The organism is Pseudomonas sp. Sample_23, from assembly GCF_004307595.1.
GTDB classification, from domain to species: domain Bacteria; phylum Pseudomonadota; class Gammaproteobacteria; order Pseudomonadales; family Pseudomonadaceae; genus Aquipseudomonas; species Aquipseudomonas atacamensis.
On the sequence record NZ_RCNX01000086.1, the window covers coordinates 112,127 to 133,209 of the forward strand.

Here is a 21,083-nt window from a genome sequence, read left to right on the forward strand (position 1 = left end):
GTCGCAGACATGGACACCGACTGGCTGACTCTATTGTGCGCTGCCGCATTGGCGTTCTCGGTGATGAACTACGTGCTGCTCGACGGCACCGATCTGGGCGTCGGCATGCTCATGGGCCTCACGGCTTGCAGCAAGCAGCGCAGGGTGATGGCGGTGTCGATTCTGCCGGTGTGGGACGCCAACGAAACCTGGCTGGTGCTCGGCGGCGGCGGGCTGCTGGCGCTGTTTCCGCTGGCGTACGCGATCTTGCTGCCGGCCTTGTACGTGCCTTTTATCGTGATGTTCCTCGCCTTGGTCGCACGGGCCATGGCGCTGGAGTTTCGCGATTACGCACCGAACGAGCGACGCAAGCGCATCGTCGACGGCGTGTTGGCGCTGGCTTCGCTGCTGACCGGGTTTGTCCAGGGCATGGTGCTCGGCACTCTCGTGCAAGGCGTTGCCCATCAGGGCGGTCAGTACATTGGCGATGGCCGCGACTGGCTGAATCCGTTCCCTGTGTTTTGCGGTTTGGTGCTGGTGCTCGGTTACGTCTGGCTGGGGACGTGCTGGCTGTACTGGCGCACCCTTGATGAATTGCAGCAGCACTCGGCCCGCCAGGCCCGCGTGCTGTCGCTGGTCGTTGTGGCGTTATTGCTGGTGCTGATCGCATGGACGGCGACATTACAGCCGCAATATGCCCGGAGGCTCGCCGATATTCGGCTGTGGTTGCCGGCAGGGCTGATCGTCAGCGCTCTAGGATGGGTGTTCAGCAAAGGTTTTCACGAGCGCTTTGACTGTGTGCCGTTGTTCGCCGCATTGGGCGTTTTAGTGCTGGCTTTCGCGGTGATGCTGGTCGCGCTGTATCCCTTCATCATTCCGCCGGATCTGACTTTGAGCGAAGCAGCCTCAAGCCCCACCAGCCAGATCTTCATGTTGGTCGGATTCGCCGTGCTGATCCCCATCACCCTGGCCTACAACACCTTCGGTTTCCGCGTGTTCAGCGGCAAGGTGCGCGTTGCCAACGATGGTTGAGATTCACGTCACCCGACCTTTTTTGCTCACCAGCGACAGTCGCGAAGCTCGTAGCAGATCAGCAAAAGCAACCTTGTCGATCGGCCGACTCATGAAATAACCCTGCACCTCGTTGCATTGATCCTTGCCGAGAATCGCCAGTTGCTCCTCGGTCTCGACGCCTTCGGCCGTCACCGTCAGCCCCATGGCTTTGCCCAGACCGATGATCGCTTGCACCACGGCACGGTCGTTGGTGCCGCTGCTGATCGAGGCGATAAAGCGTTTGTCGATCTTGATCCCGTCGAATGGATAGGCGCGTAGGTAACCGAGCGACGAATAACCGGTGCCGAAGTCGTCCATGTTCAGACGCACGCCGAGCTCCTTGAGCTGATTCATGGTGGTCAGCGCGCCGTCGGTGTCATTGAGCATCACGTTCTCGGTGATCTCCAGCTCCAGACGGCTGGCCGGGAAACGCGTATCCACCAGCACTTCACGAACATCCTCGACGACATCGCTGAGGGCGAACTGCGCAGGCGAAAGGTTGACCGACAGCAGAATGTCATGGGGCCATTCCAGCGCGGTTTCGCAGGCTTCGCGCAGCACCCAGCGGCCCAGCGGTACGATCAGGTCGGTCTGCTCGGCCAGCGGAATGAACACGTCCGGCCCGAGCAGGCCCTGGGTCGGATGCTGCCAGCGCACCAGCGCCTCCACCGAGACGATGTGTTTGCCGTCGACCTTGTAGCGCGGCTGATAGTGCAAGACGAATTCGTTGTGTTTTAGCGCATGGCGCAGGTCATCTTCCATTTGCCGGCGCGTCTGGATCTGGTCGCTCATGTGCGCTTCGAAGTAGCACCAAGTGTTCTTGCCGTCGGATTTGGCTTGATACAGCGCGATGTCGGCGTAGCGGATCAGATCGCTGGCGACGAAACCGTGTCGACGACTCAGGGCGATGCCGACACTGGCGCCGATATGCAGCGGATGCTGTTCGTAGAGGATCGGCTGATGCAGGCTGCCGATCAGCCGTGTGCAGAATTTGTCGATCTCGTTATGGCTGTCCATGCCATTGAGCACCACGACGAATTCATCACCACCGAGGCGGGCGACGAGGTCGTGCTCGCGGGTGCATTCGCGCAGGCGCGTGGCGACTTCCTGGAGGACCGCGTCACCGGCAGGATGGCCGAGGGAATCGTTGATCGGTTTGAAGTTGTCCAGATCGATCATCAGCAGCGACAGCGGCGGCGCGTGTTCCTTCAATACCAGGACGTCGTCGAGATAACGCGCCAGTTTGTTGCGGTTGGGCAGGCCGGTCAGGGCGTCATGCATCGACAGGTGCTGGATCTGCGCATGGGCGGCGACTTCGTCGGTGATATCGCTGGCAGTGCCGCGATAGCCGACGACGCTGTCCTTGTCGAAAATCGGCCGCGCCGAGAGCCGGCAGTGGCGTGGCTGCCCGGAGTGATCGCGATAAGTGCAGCGCAAATCGCCGGCGCTGTTTTCTTCGCTGAGTTTGCGCAGCCATAGCTCCAGTGGCGTGGTGTCGCAAGTCAGTAATTCGCCGATGTCCTGGCCCAGCCACAGGGCTTGCGGGTAGCCGGTGACTTCGCTGAAGCGCGCCGACAGATAGGTCAGCGCCAACTGATCATCAACTTCCCAGATCCAGTCCGACGCCGCTTCGGCCACGGCGCGAAAGCGTTCTTCACTGGCTTCGAGGGCATGATTGGCTTTCTCGAGTGCCTGATTCGAGGCCTGCATGGCATGAATGCTGTTGTCGACGTATTGCGATGAGCGCAATGCATGGCGGAAAAAATAGGCGGTGAGCAGCATCAGCACCAGAAACGTCGCGCCGAGCGGCGGCACCAGCGTCCATAGCAATTGCTGGCCGGGTCGTTGCAGGTCGGCGACCAGACTGTAGCCGGTGCTGTCGAGGGGCACACTTGGATGGCCTTTCTCAATGGTGCCGTCCGGGACCAGGGTCAGGTTCGTCAGGCCATAACCGCTGCCGATCTTGCGCAGTTTGGTCGGGGTCAGCTTGTCGACGAACACCAGCACCGAGGTGTTTCTCAGTTCATCCAGCGGGCGCTCGTCGTTGGGAATGATCGCGGCAGCGGTGATCAGCGCCGGCCAGCCTTCGAACAATGAATAGCTACTGATCGGCTTGGTCAGGTCAGGCTGACTCAGCACCTGCTCGACCAACGCCGAGGCGGGCGCTTGCAGTACGCCGGATACGTCGGTTTCAACCATCTGCCCGCGAATCACCGCGTACTTGGTGCGCTTGCGATCGAGGACGAACACGCCGTCGTAGCCGTCGCTGGTGAACAGGGTCTTGCCCATGTTCTGTTCGGTGTAGGCCCAGTTGACGTCGATCGGCCCGCTCAAGGCCTCATAGGCGCGGGTCCAGTAGGCGTAACTGGTGATGTAGTTTTTCGACGCGGTGATGCGGTTTTCCACGGCGCGCACGGAATAGAACTGGTTCTGTTCCAGATCTTTCGCGTCGAGGGTATTGGCGATCCCAAGCAAGGTGCTGATCGCGGCGATGACACCCGCAATGAACAGTGCGCCAACGGCGATGGCCAGGCGCCGGGTCACGGCGCGTTGCGGGGTGGGGATTGGCTGCGCAGGGAGAGTAACGGCCATGTGCTCGTCCTTGATCCGGTGTCTTCTGAATCTAGAACAATGGCGAGCGCACAATGTTCAGATTGTTGTTATTGGTATCGCCTGGATTTTTTCAAAGTGTAGCGAATCCGTTGGAATTTCCAGCAGCGCCGGCCAGCGGCGAATCCCGAAAGGGCGAGACTTCCCGCACAAAAACCGGATAATGGCCGCCATTCGTTTAGCCGTATTCTGGTAATCCCGCATGGAAATCAAGGTCAACTTTCTCGACAACCTTCGACTTGAAGCCAAGTTCGACGACTTCACGGTGATCGCCGATCAGCCCATTCGCTACAAGGGCGATGGCTCGGCACCGGGGCCGTTCGACTACTTCCTGGCGTCGTCGGCCTTGTGCGCGGCTTACTTCGTCAAGCTGTACTGCGACACGCGCAACATCCCGACAGAGAACATTCGCCTGTCGCAGAACAACATCGTCGACCCGGAAAACCGCTACAACCAGATCTTCAAGATTCAGGTCGAATTGCCCGCCGACATCTCGGACAAGGATCGCCAGGGCATCCTGCGTTCCATCGACCGCTGCACCGTGAAGAAGGTGGTGCAGACCGGCCCCGAGTTCATCATCGAAGAAGTCGACAACCTCGACGCCGATGCCCAGGCCTTGTTGATGCCGCAGTCCGATTCCCAGGCAGGCACCTACATCGCCGGCAAGGACCTGCCGCTGGAACAGACCATCGCCAACATGTCGAAGATTCTTGCCGACCTCGGCATGAAGATCGAAATCGCCTCGTGGCGCAACATCGTGCCCAACGTCTGGTCGCTGCACATTCGCGATGCGCATTCGCCGATGTGCTTCACCAACGGCAAGGGCGCGACCAAGGAAGGCGCACTGGCGTCGGCGCTGGGCGAGTTCATCGAGCGCCTCAATTGCAACTTCTTCTATAACGACCAGTTCTGGGGCGAAGACATCGCCAACGCCGAATTCGTCCATTATCCGGACGAGAAGTGGTTCAAGCCGGGTCCGAAAGACGAATTGCCTAGCGAAATTCTCGACGACTACACCCTCGGCATTTACAACCGCGACGGCGAACTGCGTGGCTCGCACCTGTACGACACCAACTCCGGCAACACCCAGCGCGGCATCTGCTCGCTGCCGTTTGTGCGCCAGTCGGACGGTGAAGTGGTGTACTTCCCGTCCAACCTGATCGAAAACCTCTACCTGAGCAACGGCATGAGCGCCGGCAACACCTTGGCCGAAGCGCAGGTGCAGTGCCTGTCGGAAATTTTCGAGCGCGCAGTCAAACGCGAAATCCTCGAAGGCGAAATGGCCCTGCCGGACGTACCGCAAGAGGTACTGGAGAAATACCCGAGCATCCTCGCCGGCATCAAAGGCCTGGAAGAGCAGGGCTTCCCGGTGCTGGTCAAGGACGCCTCGCTGGGCGGTGAATTCCCGGTGATGTGCGTGACCCTGATGAACCCGCGCACTGGCGGCGTCTTCGCCTCGTTCGGCGCGCACCCGAGCCTGGAAGTCGCGCTGGAACGCAGCCTGACTGAACTGCTTCAGGGCCGCAGCTTTGAAGGCCTCAACGACTTGCCGCAGCCGACGTTCTCGGGGCAGGCAGTGACCGAACCGAACAACTTCGTCGAGCACTTCATCGATTCCAGCGGTGTGGTGTCGTGGCGCTTCTTCAGCGCCAAACCAGACTTCGAATTCGTCGAGTGGGACTTTTCAGGCCAAGGCGAAAACTCCAACGCCGAAGAAGCCGCGACCCTGTTCGGCATCCTCGAAGACATGGGCAAGGAAGTCTACATGGCGGTCTACGAGCACATCGGCGCCAAGGCCTGCCGCATCCTCGTGCCGGATTACTCGGAGATCTACCCGGTCGAAGACCTGATCTGGGACAACACCAACAAAGCCCTGCAATTCCGCGCCGACATCCTCAATCTGCACAACCTCAGTAAGGTTGGCCTGCGCAATCTGGTCCAGGGCCTGGAACGCAGCGAGCAGGACGACTACACCGATATCACCACACTGATCGGCATCGAGTTCGATGACAACACACCGTGGGGCAAGTTGACGATTCTGGAACTGCGCCTGCTGATCTACCTCGCGCTGCAGAAGTTTGACGAGGCCAAGGATCTGGTTGAGGCATTCCTGCAATACAACGACAACACCGTTGAGCGTGGCTTGTTCTATCAAGCGGTCAATGTGGTGCTGGAGATGGAGCTGGATGAAGACCTGGAGCTTGAGGATTACGAAGCCAATTTCCGCCGGATGTTTGGTGACGAGCGTATGGATGCGGCGATTGGTTCGGTGAATGGCAGTGTGCGTTTTTACGGTTTGACGCCAACGAGCATGAAGCTGGAAGGGCTGGACCGGCATTTGCGCTTGATCGAAAGCTATAAAAAGCTGCATGCGGCGCGGGCTGGTGTGGCGGCGTTGTCGCGCTGAAGAGCTGGCTACGAACGTTTCGCTTTCGGCTTGAGTGTGGCTGCGTGGCTTGAACCGCAGCCCCTCACCCCAGCCCTCTCCCGAGGGAGAGGGAGCCGATTTTCAAGCTTTTCAGAATTTGTGTTCGACTCGGTTTCCCAGGTCGGCCTATTTCCACCAGACACTGCGGTCAGTTCCCTCTCCCTTTGGGAGAGGGCTAGGGTGAGGGGCTTTGGCTTTCGCGGCCATGCGCTGCATCCGCCAACTGCCCCGTATCCACCCGCACAAACACCGAATCACCCACTGCCGTCAGCACTTCCCCGGCATACACTTCGCAAATCACCCGGGTCTTGCGCCCGACTTCACCTTCGACCCGTGCGCGCAAGAGCAGCGGTACGCCCATCGGTGTTGGCTTGATGAACTTGATCCCAAGGTTACCGGTGACGCAGTCGATGCGCGGCAGGCTGCCGGCTTCGCGGTTTTCTGCGCGGTAGTGCCAGGCCATGGCGGTCCAGTTGGAGTGACAGTCGACGAGCATGGCGATCAGCCCGCCGTAAACCAGGTCCGGCCAGCCGCAGTATTGGGCGTCGGGCAGATGCTCGGCGATGACGTGGCTGCCGTCCTCATCCCAACGACTTTTCACGTGCAGGCCTTGCGGATTGCGGCCGCCGCAGCCGTAACAAACGCCTTCGGGGGCGGCGAGGTCTTGCAGCGGGGTGGCGTGGCTGGACATGGCAGGGGTCATCCTGGAGTGGCGAGGCCGGACAGGCGCAAGCGGTTGCGTCCGCCGCGTTTGGACTCATAGAGCGCGGCGTCGCCAAGTTCGATCAGCGCCGCCAGACTGGCCGGCGGTTTGTCGAACAGGGTGGCGCCGATGCTCAAAGTCACCGCAGCGGACGTGGGATAGGTGTGCGACGCCAAGGCCAGAAACTGTTCGCGCAAGGCATTGCCCAGTTCAAGGATAGCTTCGGCTGAGGCGTTGTTGAGCAGCATCAGAAACTCATCGCCACCCAGCCGCGCCGTCAGCGCATGGGGCGGCAGCTGGGCGCGGATCATCTCGCTCAGAGCAATCAGCAAGCGATCACCGGCGATATGCCCGTACTGGTCGTTGACCAGTTTGAAGTTGTCGATATCGATCAACAGCAGCGCACCCGGTCTTTGCGCGGAGACACCGGCCAACAGGCGGGGCGTGCGTTTTTCCAGCGCCCTGCGGTTGTAGAGGGCCGTGAGCGGATCGCGCTCGGCGAGGCGGGCGATCTGCTTTTCCCGGCGATAACGCTCGGTGCCGGTCATCGACAGGGCGATCAACATGATCGCCATCGCGCCTTCGACCAGCGAGATCTGAATGATCTCGCCACGAAACGCCGCCAGATCGATCAGCGTGCCGGGGATCACCACGGTCAGTGCCTTGGCCACATAAAAGATGCCGTGGCCGAGCAGCACATAGCGCAATTGCACCGCGCCAACGCTCAATGATTTGCCGTGCGGGCGCAGCAGCGAACTGGCCTTGAGTGTCGGGATCGCCACCAGCAGCGAGTTGGCCACCAGCATGGCCTTGGACCACAGCGGGCCGTCCGGCAACATCAACATGATCAGCCACGTCGCGAAAATCAAGTACCACGCCGGCGACAGTCGGGTCTGGGTGAAGCGCGCCACGCCGAGGAGAAAGAAGAAGTGCGCGGTCACCAGCAGGCCGTTGGCGAACCAGATGCCCAGCAGCAGAAAACCGCTGCTGCGCAGCAGAGCCAGGGTGGAACCGATGGTGATGGTGGCGAAACCGGCGCTCCAGAACAGTAGCGAAGGCTCACGGATGCTTCGCCACTCGACCGCCAGGTACAGCGCGGCAGCGGCTGCGAGGGCGATCGTGATGGTCAGCATCGTTGGCGGGTCGAGCGGCATTTCCGGGCAGGCCTGTCTGTATGGCAATAGGCCTGCGATTGTAAGCGTTTGGTCAGGTTTTTCGCAGGGGGCGCGTTGCCGGGCAGACCACTGGCGCTCCAGCGGTCACTCTTGCGGGCTTAGCCAGGTGTCTACCACGCGGCGATCGAGCTCTTCCCAATAGGCCATGCCCAGCACCCGCGTGGTGTTGAGCCCGCGCAGATAACCGCGCAGTTGCTGGGCAGTGTCGCGGATCAATTGCGCATCGCGGCTGTTTTTGTCCAGCAGGACGCTTTCGTACTGCATCAGGTATTCGGCTACGCGATCGCGATATTCAGGCAGCACGGCGTCACGGATCAGATCAAACGTTCTCAAGGCGAGACCCTCATCATTTTTCTTGAATGTGCTCAGTGTGCATCAGTCTGCGCGACGCGCAACTATTGCTGGAAGTAATAGTGACCATCAAGAAACGCAAGTTCTGCTTTGCTGGCGATCGGCGGAAAATCGCCTCCATCGAAGACGCAGCTCAAGGAAATTGCGCGATGAACATTCTGACTCGACTGGCAATGATCGCCCTGCTGATGGGCGGGGTAGTTACCGCACCGGCTTACGCAGACGACGCCCGGTCGTGTCACCTGCAACCCATCGCTGCCAGCGCCTCGGCGTTGCAGCACACGCAGACCGTGGGTGTGTTGTTGAGCGAAAACACGTTGCAGAACCTGCAATACCTGGAGCGCTACCACGACATGGCGCTGAACGGTGCGAAAGACGCACTGGACTCGCGAATCCGCGACGCCTTTGTCGGCAGCTCCGACCCGGAACTGGCCCTCGACTGGCTGGTGAGTTCGCTGCAACAGCAGTTCGTCTCGGTGACCGTCTACGACAACCTCGATGCGCTGGTTCAGGCCCATCCGGACGTGGTGGTCAAGCTCGACACCTTCAACCGCTTGCTGACTCAGCGCAACAGTTTGGTCGAGGCGCGCTTCTCTGCACGGTTCTACGACGCCGATCTGCAGTACATCGGCAAGGCCGAGGGGGCGATCGAGCAAGAGTTGCCTTCGGTGTGGGTGCACAACCAGGCGGCGCCGCAGATCGCCGCGCAGATCAATCAGCAACGTGACCTGCAACTCAATGCGCTGAAGCAATTCGATGTGTCGCTCAAGGCCCTGGTGGCGTCGAGCTGATTCTTAAAACGTAAATGGCAACGGCGGCGCCGTGAAGTCGAACCGTTGCCGGTTGAACCGGACCTTTATTTTTCAGGATTTACTCCATGCGTACTTTATTCGTGCCAGCCATGGCTTTTGTTTCCCTGTTGCTCGCCGGTTGCGCTTCGGCGCCGAACGATCCGACCCTGACCTTGCAGACCAGCAAGACGCCGGCGCAGTACGCCGATTGCGTGGTGCCGAAGTTGCAGGACAGTGCGTTGAATCCGACGGTTTCGCAGAGTCAGCGCAGTTATCGGATTGTGGTGCCGAGCAAGGTCTCGGCGGATAACGTGCTGGAGGCGTACAAGGCGGGGAAGGGCGGCAAGGTGTTCATTTATGAACGGCATTTGCTGGCGTCGAATTTGTTGCCTTCGAGTTTTGAGCGGGCGGCTCAGGAGTGTATTTGATCTGAGCGCTTGACGGGTTTTGACAGAGCTCCTTTGGTTGGCCGCAACCAACCAATTTTTTGGCCCCACACTGGTTTTCGGTTGTGGGGCTTTTTTTTGGGGACTTGGCGGCCTTTGGGCCGACCATGCTTCGGGGTTTTTGGGTGTATATCCTTTTTTGGTGGTGTTGCGGCTGGCGGTTTCGCCCTTACGGCGAGGCACTTTTTCCAGACGCCGAAAAAGTACCCAAAAAGGCTTCGCCCTGACGTTCGGCCCGCTCGCTGGAGCTCGGGGTTCCTTCGCTCCGGAATCGATCCGGGCGCAGCGGCTACGGTTTGCTTCGCTGCACCTCCTTCCGCTGTGTCTGGCTGCGCCAGACGGTCGCTGCGCTCCCACCCCCGGATCAATCCCTCCACTCAGCCTGCCGACGGGCTCCAGGATCAAAAGCTACTCGAGCTTGCGCTCATTGTATTGAGTGGTGAAAAGCGATGGGGTCTGCTTTTGCTTTTCTGTGGGAGCGAGCCTGCTCGCGAAGGCGGCCTGACAGCCGACCTGTTCTTGAGCGGAACGCGATCCAACTGGAGCTGCCGAAGGCTGCGATCTTTTGATCTGGCCTTCGCTTTTGCTTTTCTGTTGAGAGCAAGCCTGCATTGGACGTTGGGTGTTGACCAATTCCTGTTCACGCCACAAAAACCTGTGGGAGCTGGCTTGCCAGCGAAGGCGGCCTGACAGACGCCCTATTTCTCACTGAATGTACGCAATCAAACCTGTGGGAGCGAGCCTGCTCGCGAAGGCGGTGTGTGCCGCGATCACGAACAGCGCTCCGGAACCCGTTCACCCCGTCACACACCCAACCGGCACTTTCCCCGCAAACGTATCAACCAGACTCGCCACCACCATTTCCCCCATCCGCGTGCGAGTCTGCAATGTTGCGCTGGCCCGATGCGGTTGCAGAACCACTTGTTCATTAGCAAACAACGCTTCAGGCACATTCGGTTCATCGACAAACACATCCAGCCCAGCCCCGGCGATTTCCCCAGCCGAAAGCGCGGCAACCAGATCCGTCTCATTCACCAGTTTGCCCCGGGCGACGTTGACCAGGTAACCGTCCTTGCCCAGCGCTTGCAGCACTGGCGCGTTGATGATCGCTTCGCCCTTGTCCGCCGCGGCGGCGAGGATCAGGGCGTCGCTGTCGCGGGCCAGTTGTTTGAGGTCGGCGACGAAGGTGTGGGGGACGTCGCTCATCGGTTGCAGGTCGGTGTAGCTGATCGGGCAGCCGAAGGCGGCGGCGCGGGTGGCGATGGCGCGGCCGACGCGGCCCATGCCGACGATGCCGATGCGCATGCCGGAGACTTGTCGGGCCAAGGGCAGCGGGGCGAGTGGGGTCGGGCTTTGTGGCCATTGGCCGGAGCGCACGTAGCGGTCGCTGGTGCACAGGCCGCGACAGACCGAGATGAGCAGGCCGATGGCGAGGTCGGCGACGTCTTCGGTGAGGGCGCCGATGGTGGCGGTGACGCGGATGCCGCGGTCGCGGGCGTAGGCCAGATCGACGGCGTCGGTGCCGACGCCGTTGACCGCGACGACTTCCAGGTTCGGCAGTTGCGCCATCAGCGCCTGGCTGATGCCGGTGTGACCGCCGGTGATGACGCCGCGAATGCTGGCGCCGTGTTCGTTTATGTAGGCGGGTTTGTCCGCTTGCTGGAAGTAGCGGCGTACGGTGAACAGTTGGTCCAGACGCGCGTTGATTTGCGGGATCAGGATCGGGCTCAGTTGCAGGATTTCTGGCTTCATGGCTACCTCGTTACGCAATAAAAAGGCCGGCTCAACCGCGGCCGGCAAACGGCATGGCGCTGGCCATGACGGTCATGTTCAGGACGTTGGCCGACAGCGGCAGGCCGGCGATGTAGCGCACTGCATCGGCGACGTGTTTGACGTCGACCATCGGCTCGACGGCGATGCTGCCGTTGGCCTGGCGTACGCCTTTGGTCATGCGCACCGACATTTCCGTCAGGGCATTGCCGATGTCGATCTGGCTGCAGGCGATGTTGAATTCGCGGCCGTCCAGCGCCAGGGATTTGGTCAGGCCGAGCACGGCGTGTTTGCTCGCGGTGTAGGCGCTGCTGAACGGGCGCGGCGTGTGTGCGGAAATCGAACCGTTGTTGATGATTCGTCCGCCCTGCGGCTGTTGTTTGCGCATCAGCCCAAACGCGCCGCGAGCGCACAGAAAGACTCCGTTGAGGTTGGTGTCGATCACGTTGCGCCATTGCTCAAAGGTCAACTCATCCAGCGGCACGGCGGGGGCGTTGACGCCGGCGTTGTTGAAGACCACATCGAGGCGCCCGTAGACCTCGGCAATGGTCGCGAACAGCACGTCGACACTGGCCGGATCACGCACGTCGGTGGGTACCGCCAAGGCTTGATAACCCTGGCTCTGCGCCAGTTCGGCCAACGCTTGCAAGGGCTCGGGCCGGCGTCCGGCGAGCACAAGGGTGAAACCGTCAGCCATCAGGCCCAGCGCCACGGCGCGGCCAATGCCACTGCCAGCGCCGGTCACCAGCGCGACTTTCAAAGGGGTCGTCATATTGTTGTTCTCCTTTTTCTCAATCCGCTGGAATCAGGGCCGTGGGCCGACGCGCATTTCCAGGTGGCCGATGCCGTCGATGCCGGCGTTGATCACATCGCCCGGTTGCAGGCTGTCAACGCCGGCGGGGCTGCCGGTCATGATCAGGTCGCCGGCGCGCAGGGCCACGGATTGCGAGATGCGGGCGATCACTTCACTGACCGACCAGATCTGGCTGTCGAGATTGTCGCGCTGGCGCTCTTCGCCGTTGACGTTCAGCCACAACTCGCCCTCGGGATGGCCGCTGCGGCTCACCGGGACGACGGCAGTCATCGGCGCGGCGCCGTCGAACACCTTGGCGCCTTCCCACGGCAAGCCGTTGCTCTTGGCTGCGCGTTGCACATCGCGGCGGGTGAGGTCGAGGCCGGCGGCGTAGCCCCACACGTAGGCGAGCGCTTGATCCTCGGGGATATTGGCGCCGCCTTCACCGATGGCGACGACCAGTTCGATTTCGTGAACGAAGTCCTCGCACACTGAGGGGAAGGCGATGTCGCCGACGGCATCGACCACGCAGCTCGGCGGTTTCATGAAAAACACTGGCGGCTGGCGCGACTGGCCTTGAGAGTCCGGCCATGGGTAGTTGCGGCCGACACAGAACACCCGGCCGACGGGGAAGCGCTGCTCGGTGCCGAGGACCGGCAAGGTCACGGGCAGATCCGGGGTAAAGACGTATTCAGTCATGTTCATCCTGCGGGTCATCCTGTTTGAAAGGGCAGCGTACGGCGGCTGGCGTCGGCGAAGTTGGACGAAAGCCGCCTGCGTTTGGACAAATCCGGGCTTTTCGCCTCAGCGCACCTTCAGCTCGATGCGATACAGGCGTCCGAGCAGTAACGAATAGGAGAGGGTGCCGATCAGCGCGACGCCGCCAATAAACCAGAAGGCATAGGCGAAGGTGCCGGTGGCGTGAACGATGGCGCCGATCACGATCGGCGTGACGATGCCGCCGATGTTCGCCGCCAGGCTGGTAATGCCGCCGGTGAGGCCGATCAGCTCTTTCGGCGCCACTTCCGATACCGCCGCCCACGACGAGGACGCGATGCCTTGGGCGAAGAACGCGATGGTCAGCACGGCGATGCAGATCAGGTTGGAGTCAGTGAAATTCACCAGCACGATCGACATGCCCAGCATCGAACCGACCACCAGCGGCAACTTGCGCGCAAACGACATCGAGTAGCCGCGACGGATCAGCAAGTCGGAAACGATGCCGGCCAGCAGAATCCCCACCGTCGCACCGACGAAGGGCAGCACGGCGAAGATCCCGGCCTTGATCATGGTCAGTTTGCGTTCTTCGATCAGGTAGGTCGGGAACCAGGTGAGGAAGAAGTACAGCGCCGAGGTGCTGGCGAATTTGCCGATGCAGATCGCCCAGATCTGCCGGTAGCTGAACAGCTCGGCAATCTGCCGCCAGTTGAAGCGGGTGCGCTCCTGGCTGCTCTTGACCAGACCGCCGCCGGTTTCGATGTACTTCAATTCTTCCTGGCTGACCTTCTTGCAGTTCAGCGGATCGCGATACAGGTACAGCCACAGCACACCGAAGACGATGCCGAGTGCGCCGGTGCTGTAGAACACGTGGCGCCAGTCAAAGGTGGTCGCCAGCCACAGCAGCGCGCCGGTGAACAGCGCCGTGCCGAGGTACTGGCCGCACACGTAAATGCTGCTGGCCATCCCGCGTTCCCGCGCCGGGAACCACACCGTCACCGCGCGGCTGTTGGCCGGAAAAGCCGGGGCTTCCATGGCGCCGACCGCCAGGCGCAGGCCGAACAGTGAGGCAAATCCCGTGGCGAAACCCTGGCAAACGGTGACAGTCGACCAACTGATCAGCGAAACGCCGTAGGTGAAGCGCGAGCCAAACCGGTCGGCAATGAAGCCGGCCGGCACCAGCGCCAAGGCATAGGTCCAGGCGAACGCGGAAAAGATCAGGCCCATCTCGATCTTGTCCAGGCCCAGGTCCTTGGCCATGAACGGCGCGGCGATCGAGATGTTCACCCGGTCGATGTAATTGATGATCGTCGCGATCAGCAGCAGCGACAGCATGAACCAGCGCCGCCGCGTAGGCAGACGCTGCGCCGTAACGGCATCGCGTGCGCCGGCTATCACCGGCGGCACCGTGGCACTGGAAGAATGGGAGTTGGACATGCGGAGACCTCGTTATTGCTAGAAGAGTCGAGATTTTTCGAGCAGCCGATGCCGTTGCCCGCAACGTGTGGGGCAAGGCAATCGAACGGGTTGCAGCGCGGCTTTCAGACGTTCAGGAACGTCTTTGTGCGATTGATTTCAAGGGGAGGTCGGGCGGGGCGGCGAGGGGAAATAGCAGGATCATGACGTGCGCACCTTTGATTGTTTTTGAAAGAGGTTGGGCTGCGTTGGTCATTACAGTGGTCGTACAACGGTTCTAAATCAACCGATGGGTTAGAACGTTTTTTCTTGAAAAAAGTGGGTTTGGCGAACGTGTCCAAAAAGATAAATACGATTTGTCTTGAGAATAAAGATCAGATTTAAATCGCAAATAACTGAAAAATAATGACTATCCATATTTTTAAGCTGATGCGGTTTTTGGACAGGCTCATCGCGAGGCTTCTTTCAAAAAAGCCAACGTCATCGTATGACTCATTGCCGCCCACCGCCCAACCCTGCAAGATGACAGGCGCCACCTCACTGCCCGGAGGACCTTCTGCCCATGTCTTCACCCAGCCGTATCCCGACCTACGTCATGCAGCAACGCAGCGAATTGACCGATTTCTACATTCGCGACAAAAAGGGTCGGCGCGCCGAAACCGCGCCTCACCGGCACGAGTACTTCCAGATCCAGATCAACCTCGGTGGCGACACCGTGCAGCACATCGGCAGCGTCCAGCGGCCATTCCCGCGCAACACTCTGGCGTTCATCCTGCCGCACCGCGTGCATGTGATTCCGCATCCCGCAGACAGTAATTTCATCGTCATCAATTTTTCCCAGACGTTTCTCTTGCCGCATCTGCAATGCGACCCGATGGATCTGGAAGAGGTGTCAATCCTGCTCGCGCCGGAGCTGTCGCCGTTCCGCTTTCAGGAACATCTGGATTTCATTTTGGGTGATGAGGATTTCGCTCAGGTCTGCGGCCTGATCGAACAGATGCGCGCACTCGATGAGAACCGTCAGTTCGGCACGCGGGAAATGCTCAAGGGCTTGTTGCTGCAGATGATCGGTAGCGTGTGTTTTCTCTACGCCGAGCCGCTCAAGCGGCTGGCGGAAGAGAATGCCGCCGAGAACAGTCGTCGCGACGCCTTGAGCCGCATGTTCGAGTATTTGCGGAAGAACATCGCCGATCCTGACCTCAACCTGATCAAAGTCGCCGCTGCGACCTATCTGTCACCGACCTACCTGACGCACTGGCTGCGCAAAGAGATCGGCAAGACCTTCACCGAGCTGGTGCTGGAGCGGCGCATGCACGCGGCGCGCAACTTCCTGCTCAACAGTACGCGCTCGGTGGGCGAGGTGGCGCGGTTGTGCGGGTTCGCCGATGAAGCCTATTTCTCCCGGCGTTTTCGCCAGATTCATGGCCAGCCGCCGGGGCAGTTCCGCCGCCGCCAGCTCAACCCGGACACGCCGCAGACGCCACTGAATACTTAGAGCGGCGCTCAGACCCACTTGAAGCGGGCAGGGAAGCGCGCGACAAAACAGGTGCCCGTTTCACGGTCGGATGTCACGCTCAAGGTGCCGTTGTGCGCATTGGCAATCTGCCCGGCGATGTACAAGCCCAGTCCCAACCCTTCATGACGCTGGCCTGCTTCGGAACGGGAAAACGGTTCGAACAGCAGCGGCATCAGCGCAGGCGGGATTGGCGTGCCCTGATTGGTCAACGAAATAACGATTTCGTCGCCCTCGGCAAAGGCTTTGAGCACGATCGGCTCGGCAATGGAACCGTGAGTTACGGCGTTGCCCAGCAGATTCGACAACAGTTGGCTGATGCGCAGCGGGTCGCAATAGACCCCGGCCGGCACCTCCAGCGAATCAATAAACTTCGCCTGCGGGTACGCCACCTGGATTTCTTCCAGGGTCTGGCGCAGCGTTTGCTGCAAGTCATCGACCAGTTTGCGCTGCACCGGGATGCCACTGCCGAGCCGGCCCCGGGCGAAGTCGAGGATGTTTTCGATCAGCACGCCCATGCGCACCGAGCTGGTGCGAATCGCCGACAGCAGCGTGCGCGAGCGCTTGTCCTCGACTTTGCTGTCCAGCAGATCGGCACTCATGCGGATGGCACTGAGTGGCGTGCGCAAGTCATGGCCCAGTACGGCGATGAACTGCTCGCGCAGACGGCCCATTTCGTTGGCATCGGCCAGCGCGGTTTTGGTCGCGTGCAAATGGCCTTGGGTATCCAGGCTCATCGCAATCAGTTGGGCGAAGAGGGTGAGGGTCTTTTCGATGGCCGGGTCGTCGAGGTTCGCCGGCACCGAATCAATGGCGCACAGCGTGCCGAAGAATTCGCCATCGGCCTTGATGATCGGAATGGAGATGTAGCTTTCCAGACCGTAGGTTTTCGGCGTGTGGTGCGTGGAGAACAGCGGGTGCTGGCTGGCATGGCCGAAAATCACCGGCTGATGGTGCTGACGGATCTCATGACAAATCGTCGATTCCAGCACCAGTTCGCCGCCGGGCAACAGGCCGAAGTCAATCGAATCATCCACGGCGCAGGCGATCCACTTGCTCTCGGTGACCCGCGCTACGGCGGCGAAGCGCATACCGGTGATGTGCTTGACCATGCTCAGGATCACCGGCACAGCGTCAATGCTGCCGATGGCCTGGAGGTCGCAGGAGAAATCTGTCTGGGGCATGGCCGGTGCTTCGCGAAAGTGTCGCCAGAGACTATCGGTAATTGCCGGCCTTGCCTAATGAACCTGCAAAAAAGGGCACCGGGAAAACTCCCGGCGCCCTGTGTGGTGCTTGCTGAGCGCTATCGCCTCAGAACTTGTACTTGGCCGTCATCATGTAGCTGCGCGGGGTGCCGTAGTTATCGGTCGAGCCCCAGGTCACGTCGGTGCCGATGGAGGAATAGTACTTGCGGTCGAAAATGTTGTTGGCGTTGACCTGCAGGTCGAGTTGCTTGTTGACCTCGTAACCAGCCATCAGGTCGGTGACCGCGTAGCCGCCCTGTTCGAGGCGATAGCTGCCGCCGTTGGCCAGAGCGATGTCGTTGTACATGCGGCTCTGCCAGTACACGTTGCCGCCCACGCGCAGTTTTTCCAGCGGGCCTTTGAAGCGGTACACGGTGGAGACCTTGAACAGGTGCTCGGGCATGTCGGTGTCGAATTTCTGGTTATTGTTGGCCGGGTTTTCGTCCTTGATGTAGTGGGCGCGGGTGTAGGTGTAGCCGGCGCCGACTTGCCATTGCTCGGTCAGCGCACCTTGCAGTTCCATGTCCACGCCTTGGGCGCGAACCTTGCCAGAGGTTTCGTAGCAGGTCAGTTCCGGGCAGCCTAGCTGGGTCGCTGCCTGAGTGGCGCGGTTGGTCTGGTCCATCTGGAACACTGCCACGCTGCCGTTCAGCGCGCCGTCGAAATATTCGCCCTTGATACCGACTTCGTAGTTTTCACCGACGATCGGCTCAAGCACTTTGCCGCCGAGGTCCTTCTGGGTTTGCGGGGTGAAGATGTCGGTGTAGCTCGCGTAGACCGAGTGATGGTCGTCGAGTTTGTAGATCAGGCCGGCGTAACGGGTCAGGTTGCGCGTGACCTTGAAGTCACCGTCGGCACTGCGATCGTCGTAGTCATACCAGTCCAGACGACTGCCGAGAATCAACGTCAGCGGGTCGGCCAGGCTCAAGCGCGTGGTCAGGTAAACCGCGTCCTGGGTGGTGACGTTGCGCGACTTGCCGTTACGGACGAAGTCAGGCTTGGGCGCGGCGATCGGCAGGCCGGTGTCGTAGGGCGCGTATTCCTTGGTGGTGGCGTCGTACACGCGATTGCTGGCGCCGACTACCAACTCGTGGGTACGGCCGAACGCTTCGAACGGGCCGCTGGCGAAACCGTCGAAGGCGCGTTGCTTGTCGGTGTGGTGCGATTGGTAGGCGGTGGTTTCCAGCGGGCCGTCGTAGCGCGACAAATACGTGCCGGAGAATTCGCCTTCGGTTGTCGAAGTGGAACCGCCAACATGCAGTTTCCAGTCGTTGTCGAAACGGTGTTCGACTTCACCGAACACGGTGTCGACCTGCAACTTGCGGTTTTCCCAATCGGTACCGGGATAGGTGGAGCGGGGCAGGTCGAGGTGGTGGCCGTCTTCGCCGATCGGCAGGCCGCCCCAGAAATAGTTGGTCTGATCGTTCTGCCGGGAGAAACCGAGGGTCGCCGTGGTGCTGTCGCTCAGGTCGGCTTCACCGATGGCGTAGAACAGGCCGTGATCGTTTTCTTCCTTGTCGCGAAAACTGTCGGCGCCCTGATACGACGTCACCACCCGGCCACGCAGGGTGCCGCTGTCGTTCAGCGGGCTGGAGGCATCGACCTCGCCACGGTAGTCATCCCAGCTGCCGGCGGCGCCGGTGAGGGTCACGCGCTGATCAGCGGTCGGGCGTTTGCGCACCATGTTGATCGCCGCCGACGGGTTGCCGGCACCGGTGACCAGGCCGGTTGCGCCACGGACGATTTCCACTCGGTCGAACATCGCCAGGTTCGGTTGCACGGCCAAAGTGAACGGCGAATACGAGCTGGGCAGGCCGTCGTACATGATGTTGTCGATGTCGAAACCGCGCGCCTTGTAAGTCTGCCGGCCCGGGCCGCTGGCCTCGCTGAGGAACAGCCCCGGCGTGCCGCGCACCACGTCGTTGACGCTGGTCATGTTCTGGTCGTCCATGCGCTGGCGAGTGATCACCGTCACCGCCTGCGGCGTTTCGCGCATGGTCAGCGACAGCTTGGTCGCGGTCTGCATCGGGCCGGTGGTGTAGGACTGCGTGTCTTCGGTGGTGCTGCTCATCTGCGTAGCGCCGATTTCGGTCGCTTGCAGTTCCAGCGGGCCATTGGCGGGCGCTGTGGCTGCGGTTTCTTCAGCCAACGCAGGAGCGATGCTGGCCATGCCGATGGCGATTGCGAGGAGGTTAGGTGAAAGGTTCGAGCGGCGGTGAATGGTGTGAAACGACATCTATCTGCTTCCCCAAGATTTACCCAAACGAAACTAATGCGAGTGCATGTAAGAATTATTCGCATTAGTATGTCGGAAGTTTCCGGGGGAATAAACCCGTACGAGTCAGTTAGTTAATGATTTTTTCACAATTGGATTTGAGCGGTTGCGCAAACAAATGTGGGAGCGAGCCTGCTCGCGAAGGCGGTGTGTCATTCAACAGATGCGTTGTCTGATACTCCGCTTTCGCGAGCAGGCTCGCTCCCACAGGGTTATGCGGTTTTTTTTGAAATCAGTCCAGATCCTTCGCCTCATGCCGCTCCGGCACCTGACTGTCTTCATCACCCCAGGTGCGATTCACTCGCTGCCCACGCATGACCGCTGGCCGCTTGGCGATTGCTTCGGCCCAGCGCTGCACATGGGTGTATTCATGCGCCGCGAGAAATTCCGCCGCCGAGTAAACGTTGTTGCGCACCAGTTGCCCGTACCAGGGCCACACGGCGATGTCGGCGATGGTGTAATCGTCGCCGGCCAGATAGGTGTTGTCGGCGAGACGGCGGTTGAGCACATCCAGTTGCCGTTTGGCTTCCATGGTGAAGCGGTTGATCGGATATTCGAGCTTCTCCGGCGCATACGCGTAGAAGTGCCCGAAGCCGCCGCCCAGATACGGCGCCGAGCCCATTTGCCAGAACAGCCAGTTGAGGGTTTCGGTACGACCGGCCGGATCCTTGGGCAGCAAGGCGCCGAACTTTTCCGCCAGATACAGCAGGATCGAACCGGACTCGAACACCCGGATCGGCGGCTCGACGCTGCAATCCAGCAGCGCCGGGATTTTCGAATTCGGGTTGACCTCGACAAAACCGCTGGAGAACTGATCGCCCTCGCCAATGCGGATCAGCCACGCGTCGTATTCGGCCTCGCTGTGGCCGAGTGCGAGCAGCTCTTCGAGCATGATGGTGACTTTCACACCGTTGGGCGTGGCCAGCGAATACAGTTGCAGCGGATGCTTGCCGACCGGCAGTTCCTTATCGTGGGTCGGCCCGGCGATCGGCCGGTTGATGCTGGCGAAGTGGCCGCCGGAAGGGGCTTCGTGTTTCCAGACCTTGGGCGGAACGTAAGACGCATTGCTCATGAAACGGACCTCGTCGATGCTGGGAGAGAACAGGTAGACACCGTAGGGAAAATTTCCGGCGGGTGCCAGCGGTGAGTGCGGTTATTCATATTGAATGATGCAAACCGATCTGCCGCCTTCGCGAGCAGGCTCGCTCCCACAGGGGTATGTATTGGACAGAGAAACAGGGTTCACCCGTATTCATTGTGGGAGCGAGCCTGCTCGCGAAAGCGTCGGCAGGGTCGCCGCGCCTAACGGCTCCAATACCGCCCAACTGCACCCCCGACTCCCTGCACCGGATCTGTCTCAGGAAACGCCAGCCCCGCAATCCGCGCCAACTGCGCATCACTCGGCGCGGCCCGGCAATATCCGCCTGCTGCCCCGGCGGATAAGCACCCACCACGAGAAAATCCTCGCTCGAGCCCAGATTGCAGTGCCCGGTTCCCGCCGGCAGCAACAACACATCCCCAGCACCGACGTCGACGACTTGCCCATCAGGCCCGCCCAACATCAACCGCGCCTGACCGGCCGCCACGCCAAGCACTTCGTGGCCTTCAGTGTGATAGTGGTGATAGTCATAAATGCCGTAGCGCCACTGCGCCGGCCAGCCATTGGCGCCGAAGGTCTGCTCGAAGCGCGCCGCCGGATCGTCGCCTTCAACGGCAATTGCGCTGCGGTAGATCAGCACTGGCAGACGCGGATTGTTCGGCACCCAGTCATTGCGTTCCAGCTGCAGGGTTTGCACTTCAGTCATGGCCCATCCTCCTT

At 60.7% G+C, this 21,083-nt stretch carries 17 protein-coding genes and 2 pseudogenes; 5 read left to right on the forward strand and 14 right to left on the reverse strand.

The annotated features are described in order from the left end of the window. Positions 1 to 9 precede the first annotated feature (9 nt). On the forward strand, positions 10 to 1,011 hold the full coding sequence (gene cydB / locus D8U82_RS23380) for a cytochrome d ubiquinol oxidase subunit II (protein WP_130887983.1): 1,002 nt from the start codon (positions 10 to 12) through the stop codon (positions 1,009 to 1,011). A 3-nt stretch (positions 1,012 to 1,014) separates the two neighbouring features. Here cydB and D8U82_RS23385 read toward each other — a convergent pair whose 3' ends face one another. Beyond that, the gene (locus tag D8U82_RS23385) at positions 1,015 to 3,624 is read right to left on the reverse strand and encodes an EAL domain-containing protein (RefSeq protein ID WP_130887982.1); all 2,610 of its coding nucleotides are present in this window, start codon (positions 3,622 to 3,624) and stop codon (positions 1,015 to 1,017) included. 220 nt (positions 3,625 to 3,844) lie between these two features. Between D8U82_RS23385 and D8U82_RS23390 the strand changes: the two genes are divergently transcribed. Then, positions 3,845 to 6,049: an OsmC domain/YcaO domain-containing protein gene (locus tag D8U82_RS23390; protein WP_016774429.1), complete on the forward strand. Its 2,205-nt coding sequence runs from the start codon at positions 3,845 to 3,847 to the stop codon at positions 6,047 to 6,049. Positions 6,050 to 6,245: 196 nt separating this feature from the next. Here the strand turns inward: D8U82_RS23390 and D8U82_RS23395 are convergent, their stop codons facing one another. The 3 genes from D8U82_RS23395 to D8U82_RS23405 all read right to left on the reverse strand — a co-directional run bounded on the left by D8U82_RS23395 (position 6,246) and on the right by D8U82_RS23405 (position 8,281). Next, positions 6,246 to 6,761, reverse strand: a complete 516-nt coding sequence (locus D8U82_RS23395; RefSeq protein ID WP_016774430.1) for a thioesterase — start codon at positions 6,759 to 6,761, stop codon at positions 6,246 to 6,248. Between the two features lie 8 nt (positions 6,762 to 6,769). Then, the gene (locus D8U82_RS23400) at positions 6,770 to 7,927 is read right to left on the reverse strand and encodes a GGDEF domain-containing protein (RefSeq protein WP_073474876.1); all 1,158 of its coding nucleotides are present in this window, start codon (positions 7,925 to 7,927) and stop codon (positions 6,770 to 6,772) included. A 105-nt stretch (positions 7,928 to 8,032) separates the two neighbouring features. Next, positions 8,033 to 8,281: a hypothetical protein gene (locus D8U82_RS23405; RefSeq protein ID WP_130903065.1), complete on the reverse strand. Its 249-nt coding sequence runs from the start codon at positions 8,279 to 8,281 to the stop codon at positions 8,033 to 8,035. A 167-nt stretch (positions 8,282 to 8,448) separates the two neighbouring features. Here D8U82_RS23405 and D8U82_RS23410 point away from each other — a divergent pair, with 167 nt between their 5' ends. Next, complete coding sequence (locus tag D8U82_RS23410; protein ID WP_051600691.1) at positions 8,449 to 9,090, forward strand: class II glutamine amidotransferase; 642 nt, start codon at positions 8,449 to 8,451, stop codon at positions 9,088 to 9,090. Between the two features lie 86 nt (positions 9,091 to 9,176). After that, the gene (locus tag D8U82_RS23415; protein ID WP_024012691.1) at positions 9,177 to 9,518 is read left to right on the forward strand and encodes a hypothetical protein; all 342 of its coding nucleotides are present in this window, start codon (positions 9,177 to 9,179) and stop codon (positions 9,516 to 9,518) included. A gap of 813 nt (positions 9,519 to 10,331) precedes the next feature. Here D8U82_RS23415 and D8U82_RS23420 read toward each other — a convergent pair. The 5 genes from D8U82_RS23420 to D8U82_RS23440 all read right to left on the reverse strand — a co-directional run bounded on the left by D8U82_RS23420 (position 10,332) and on the right by D8U82_RS23440 (position 14,804). Further along, positions 10,332 to 11,288 carry a 2-hydroxyacid dehydrogenase gene (locus D8U82_RS23420; protein WP_130903066.1) on the reverse strand — a complete coding sequence of 319 codons (957 nt, stop codon included), beginning with the start codon at positions 11,286 to 11,288 and terminating at the stop codon, positions 10,332 to 10,334. 31 nt (positions 11,289 to 11,319) lie between these two features. Then, complete coding sequence (locus D8U82_RS23425) at positions 11,320 to 12,078, reverse strand: SDR family oxidoreductase (protein WP_016774436.1); 759 nt, start codon at positions 12,076 to 12,078, stop codon at positions 11,320 to 11,322. Between the two features lie 33 nt (positions 12,079 to 12,111). Next, positions 12,112 to 12,804 carry a fumarylacetoacetate hydrolase family protein gene (locus D8U82_RS23430; protein ID WP_130903067.1) on the reverse strand — a complete coding sequence of 231 codons (693 nt, stop codon included), beginning with the start codon at positions 12,802 to 12,804 and terminating at the stop codon, positions 12,112 to 12,114. Positions 12,805 to 12,903: 99 nt separating this feature from the next. Continuing rightward, entirely contained in the window at positions 12,904 to 14,253 is a 1,350-nt protein-coding gene (locus tag D8U82_RS23435) for an MFS transporter (RefSeq protein ID WP_122507058.1), read from the reverse strand. A gap of 359 nt (positions 14,254 to 14,612) precedes the next feature. Beyond that, positions 14,613 to 14,804 carry a hypothetical protein gene (locus D8U82_RS23440; RefSeq protein ID WP_130903068.1) on the reverse strand — a complete coding sequence of 64 codons (192 nt, stop codon included), beginning with the start codon at positions 14,802 to 14,804 and terminating at the stop codon, positions 14,613 to 14,615. Between D8U82_RS23440 and D8U82_RS23445 the strand changes: the two genes are divergently transcribed. Continuing rightward, positions 14,795 to 15,727, forward strand: a complete 933-nt coding sequence (locus tag D8U82_RS23445) for an AraC family transcriptional regulator (protein ID WP_024012697.1) — start codon at positions 14,795 to 14,797, stop codon at positions 15,725 to 15,727. The two genes, D8U82_RS23440 and D8U82_RS23445, sit on opposite strands and share 10 nt — an antisense overlap. An 8-nt stretch (positions 15,728 to 15,735) precedes the next feature. Here the strand turns inward: D8U82_RS23445 and D8U82_RS23450 are convergent, their stop codons facing one another. The 5 genes and pseudogenes from D8U82_RS23450 to D8U82_RS23465 all read right to left on the reverse strand — a co-directional run bounded on the left by D8U82_RS23450 (position 15,736) and on the right by D8U82_RS23465 (position 21,069). Then, positions 15,736 to 16,929, reverse strand: coding sequence for a GAF domain-containing sensor histidine kinase (locus D8U82_RS23450; RefSeq protein WP_130903069.1), 1,194 nt, complete (start codon positions 16,927 to 16,929; stop codon positions 15,736 to 15,738). Between the two features lie 127 nt (positions 16,930 to 17,056). Continuing rightward, positions 17,057 to 19,225, reverse strand: a complete 2,169-nt coding sequence (locus D8U82_RS23455) for a TonB-dependent siderophore receptor (protein WP_130903070.1) — start codon at positions 19,223 to 19,225, stop codon at positions 17,057 to 17,059. A 154-nt stretch (positions 19,226 to 19,379) separates the two neighbouring features. Next, positions 19,380 to 19,472, reverse strand: a pseudogene (locus tag D8U82_RS28530) (metal ABC transporter ATP-binding protein); the annotation flags it as partial. Between the two features lie 24 nt (positions 19,473 to 19,496). Next, entirely contained in the window at positions 19,497 to 20,336 is an 840-nt protein-coding gene (gene yghU, locus D8U82_RS23460) for a glutathione-dependent disulfide-bond oxidoreductase (RefSeq protein ID WP_125927445.1), read from the reverse strand. Positions 20,337 to 20,566: 230 nt separating this feature from the next. After that, positions 20,567 to 21,069 (reverse strand): annotated as a pseudogene (locus D8U82_RS23465) (cupin). Positions 21,070 to 21,083 lie beyond the last annotated feature (14 nt).

Bases quoted from the DNA above. Each gene is read 5' to 3' on its own strand.
- D8U82_RS23455 (WP_130903070.1), bottom strand. From the start codon at position 19,225: ATGTCGTTTCACACCATTCACCGCCGCTCGAACCTTTCACCTAACCTC.
- yghU (WP_125927445.1), bottom strand. From the start codon at position 20,336: ATGAGCAATGCGTCTTACGTTCCGCCCAAGGTCTGGAAACACGAAGCC.
- D8U82_RS23415 (WP_024012691.1), top strand. From the start codon at position 9,177: ATGCGTACTTTATTCGTGCCAGCCATGGCTTTTGTTTCCCTGTTGCTC.
- D8U82_RS23430 (WP_130903067.1), bottom strand. From the start codon at position 12,804: ATGAACATGACTGAATACGTCTTTACCCCGGATCTGCCCGTGACCTTG.
- D8U82_RS23425 (WP_016774436.1), bottom strand. From the start codon at position 12,078: ATGACGACCCCTTTGAAAGTCGCGCTGGTGACCGGCGCTGGCAGTGGC.
- D8U82_RS23410 (WP_051600691.1), top strand. From the start codon at position 8,449: ATGAACATTCTGACTCGACTGGCAATGATCGCCCTGCTGATGGGCGGG.
- D8U82_RS23390 (WP_016774429.1), top strand. From the start codon at position 3,845: ATGGAAATCAAGGTCAACTTTCTCGACAACCTTCGACTTGAAGCCAAG.
- D8U82_RS23450 (WP_130903069.1), bottom strand. From the start codon at position 16,929: ATGCCCCAGACAGATTTCTCCTGCGACCTCCAGGCCATCGGCAGCATT.
- D8U82_RS23420 (WP_130903066.1), bottom strand. From the start codon at position 11,288: ATGAAGCCAGAAATCCTGCAACTGAGCCCGATCCTGATCCCGCAAATC.
- D8U82_RS23385 (WP_130887982.1), bottom strand. From the start codon at position 3,624: ATGGCCGTTACTCTCCCTGCGCAGCCAATCCCCACCCCGCAACGCGCC.
- D8U82_RS23435 (WP_122507058.1), bottom strand. From the start codon at position 14,253: ATGTCCAACTCCCATTCTTCCAGTGCCACGGTGCCGCCGGTGATAGCC.
- D8U82_RS23395 (WP_016774430.1), bottom strand. From the start codon at position 6,761: ATGTCCAGCCACGCCACCCCGCTGCAAGACCTCGCCGCCCCCGAAGGC.
- cydB (WP_130887983.1), top strand. From the start codon at position 10: ATGGACACCGACTGGCTGACTCTATTGTGCGCTGCCGCATTGGCGTTC.
- D8U82_RS23445 (WP_024012697.1), top strand. From the start codon at position 14,795: ATGTCTTCACCCAGCCGTATCCCGACCTACGTCATGCAGCAACGCAGC.
- D8U82_RS23400 (WP_073474876.1), bottom strand. From the start codon at position 7,927: ATGCCGCTCGACCCGCCAACGATGCTGACCATCACGATCGCCCTCGCA.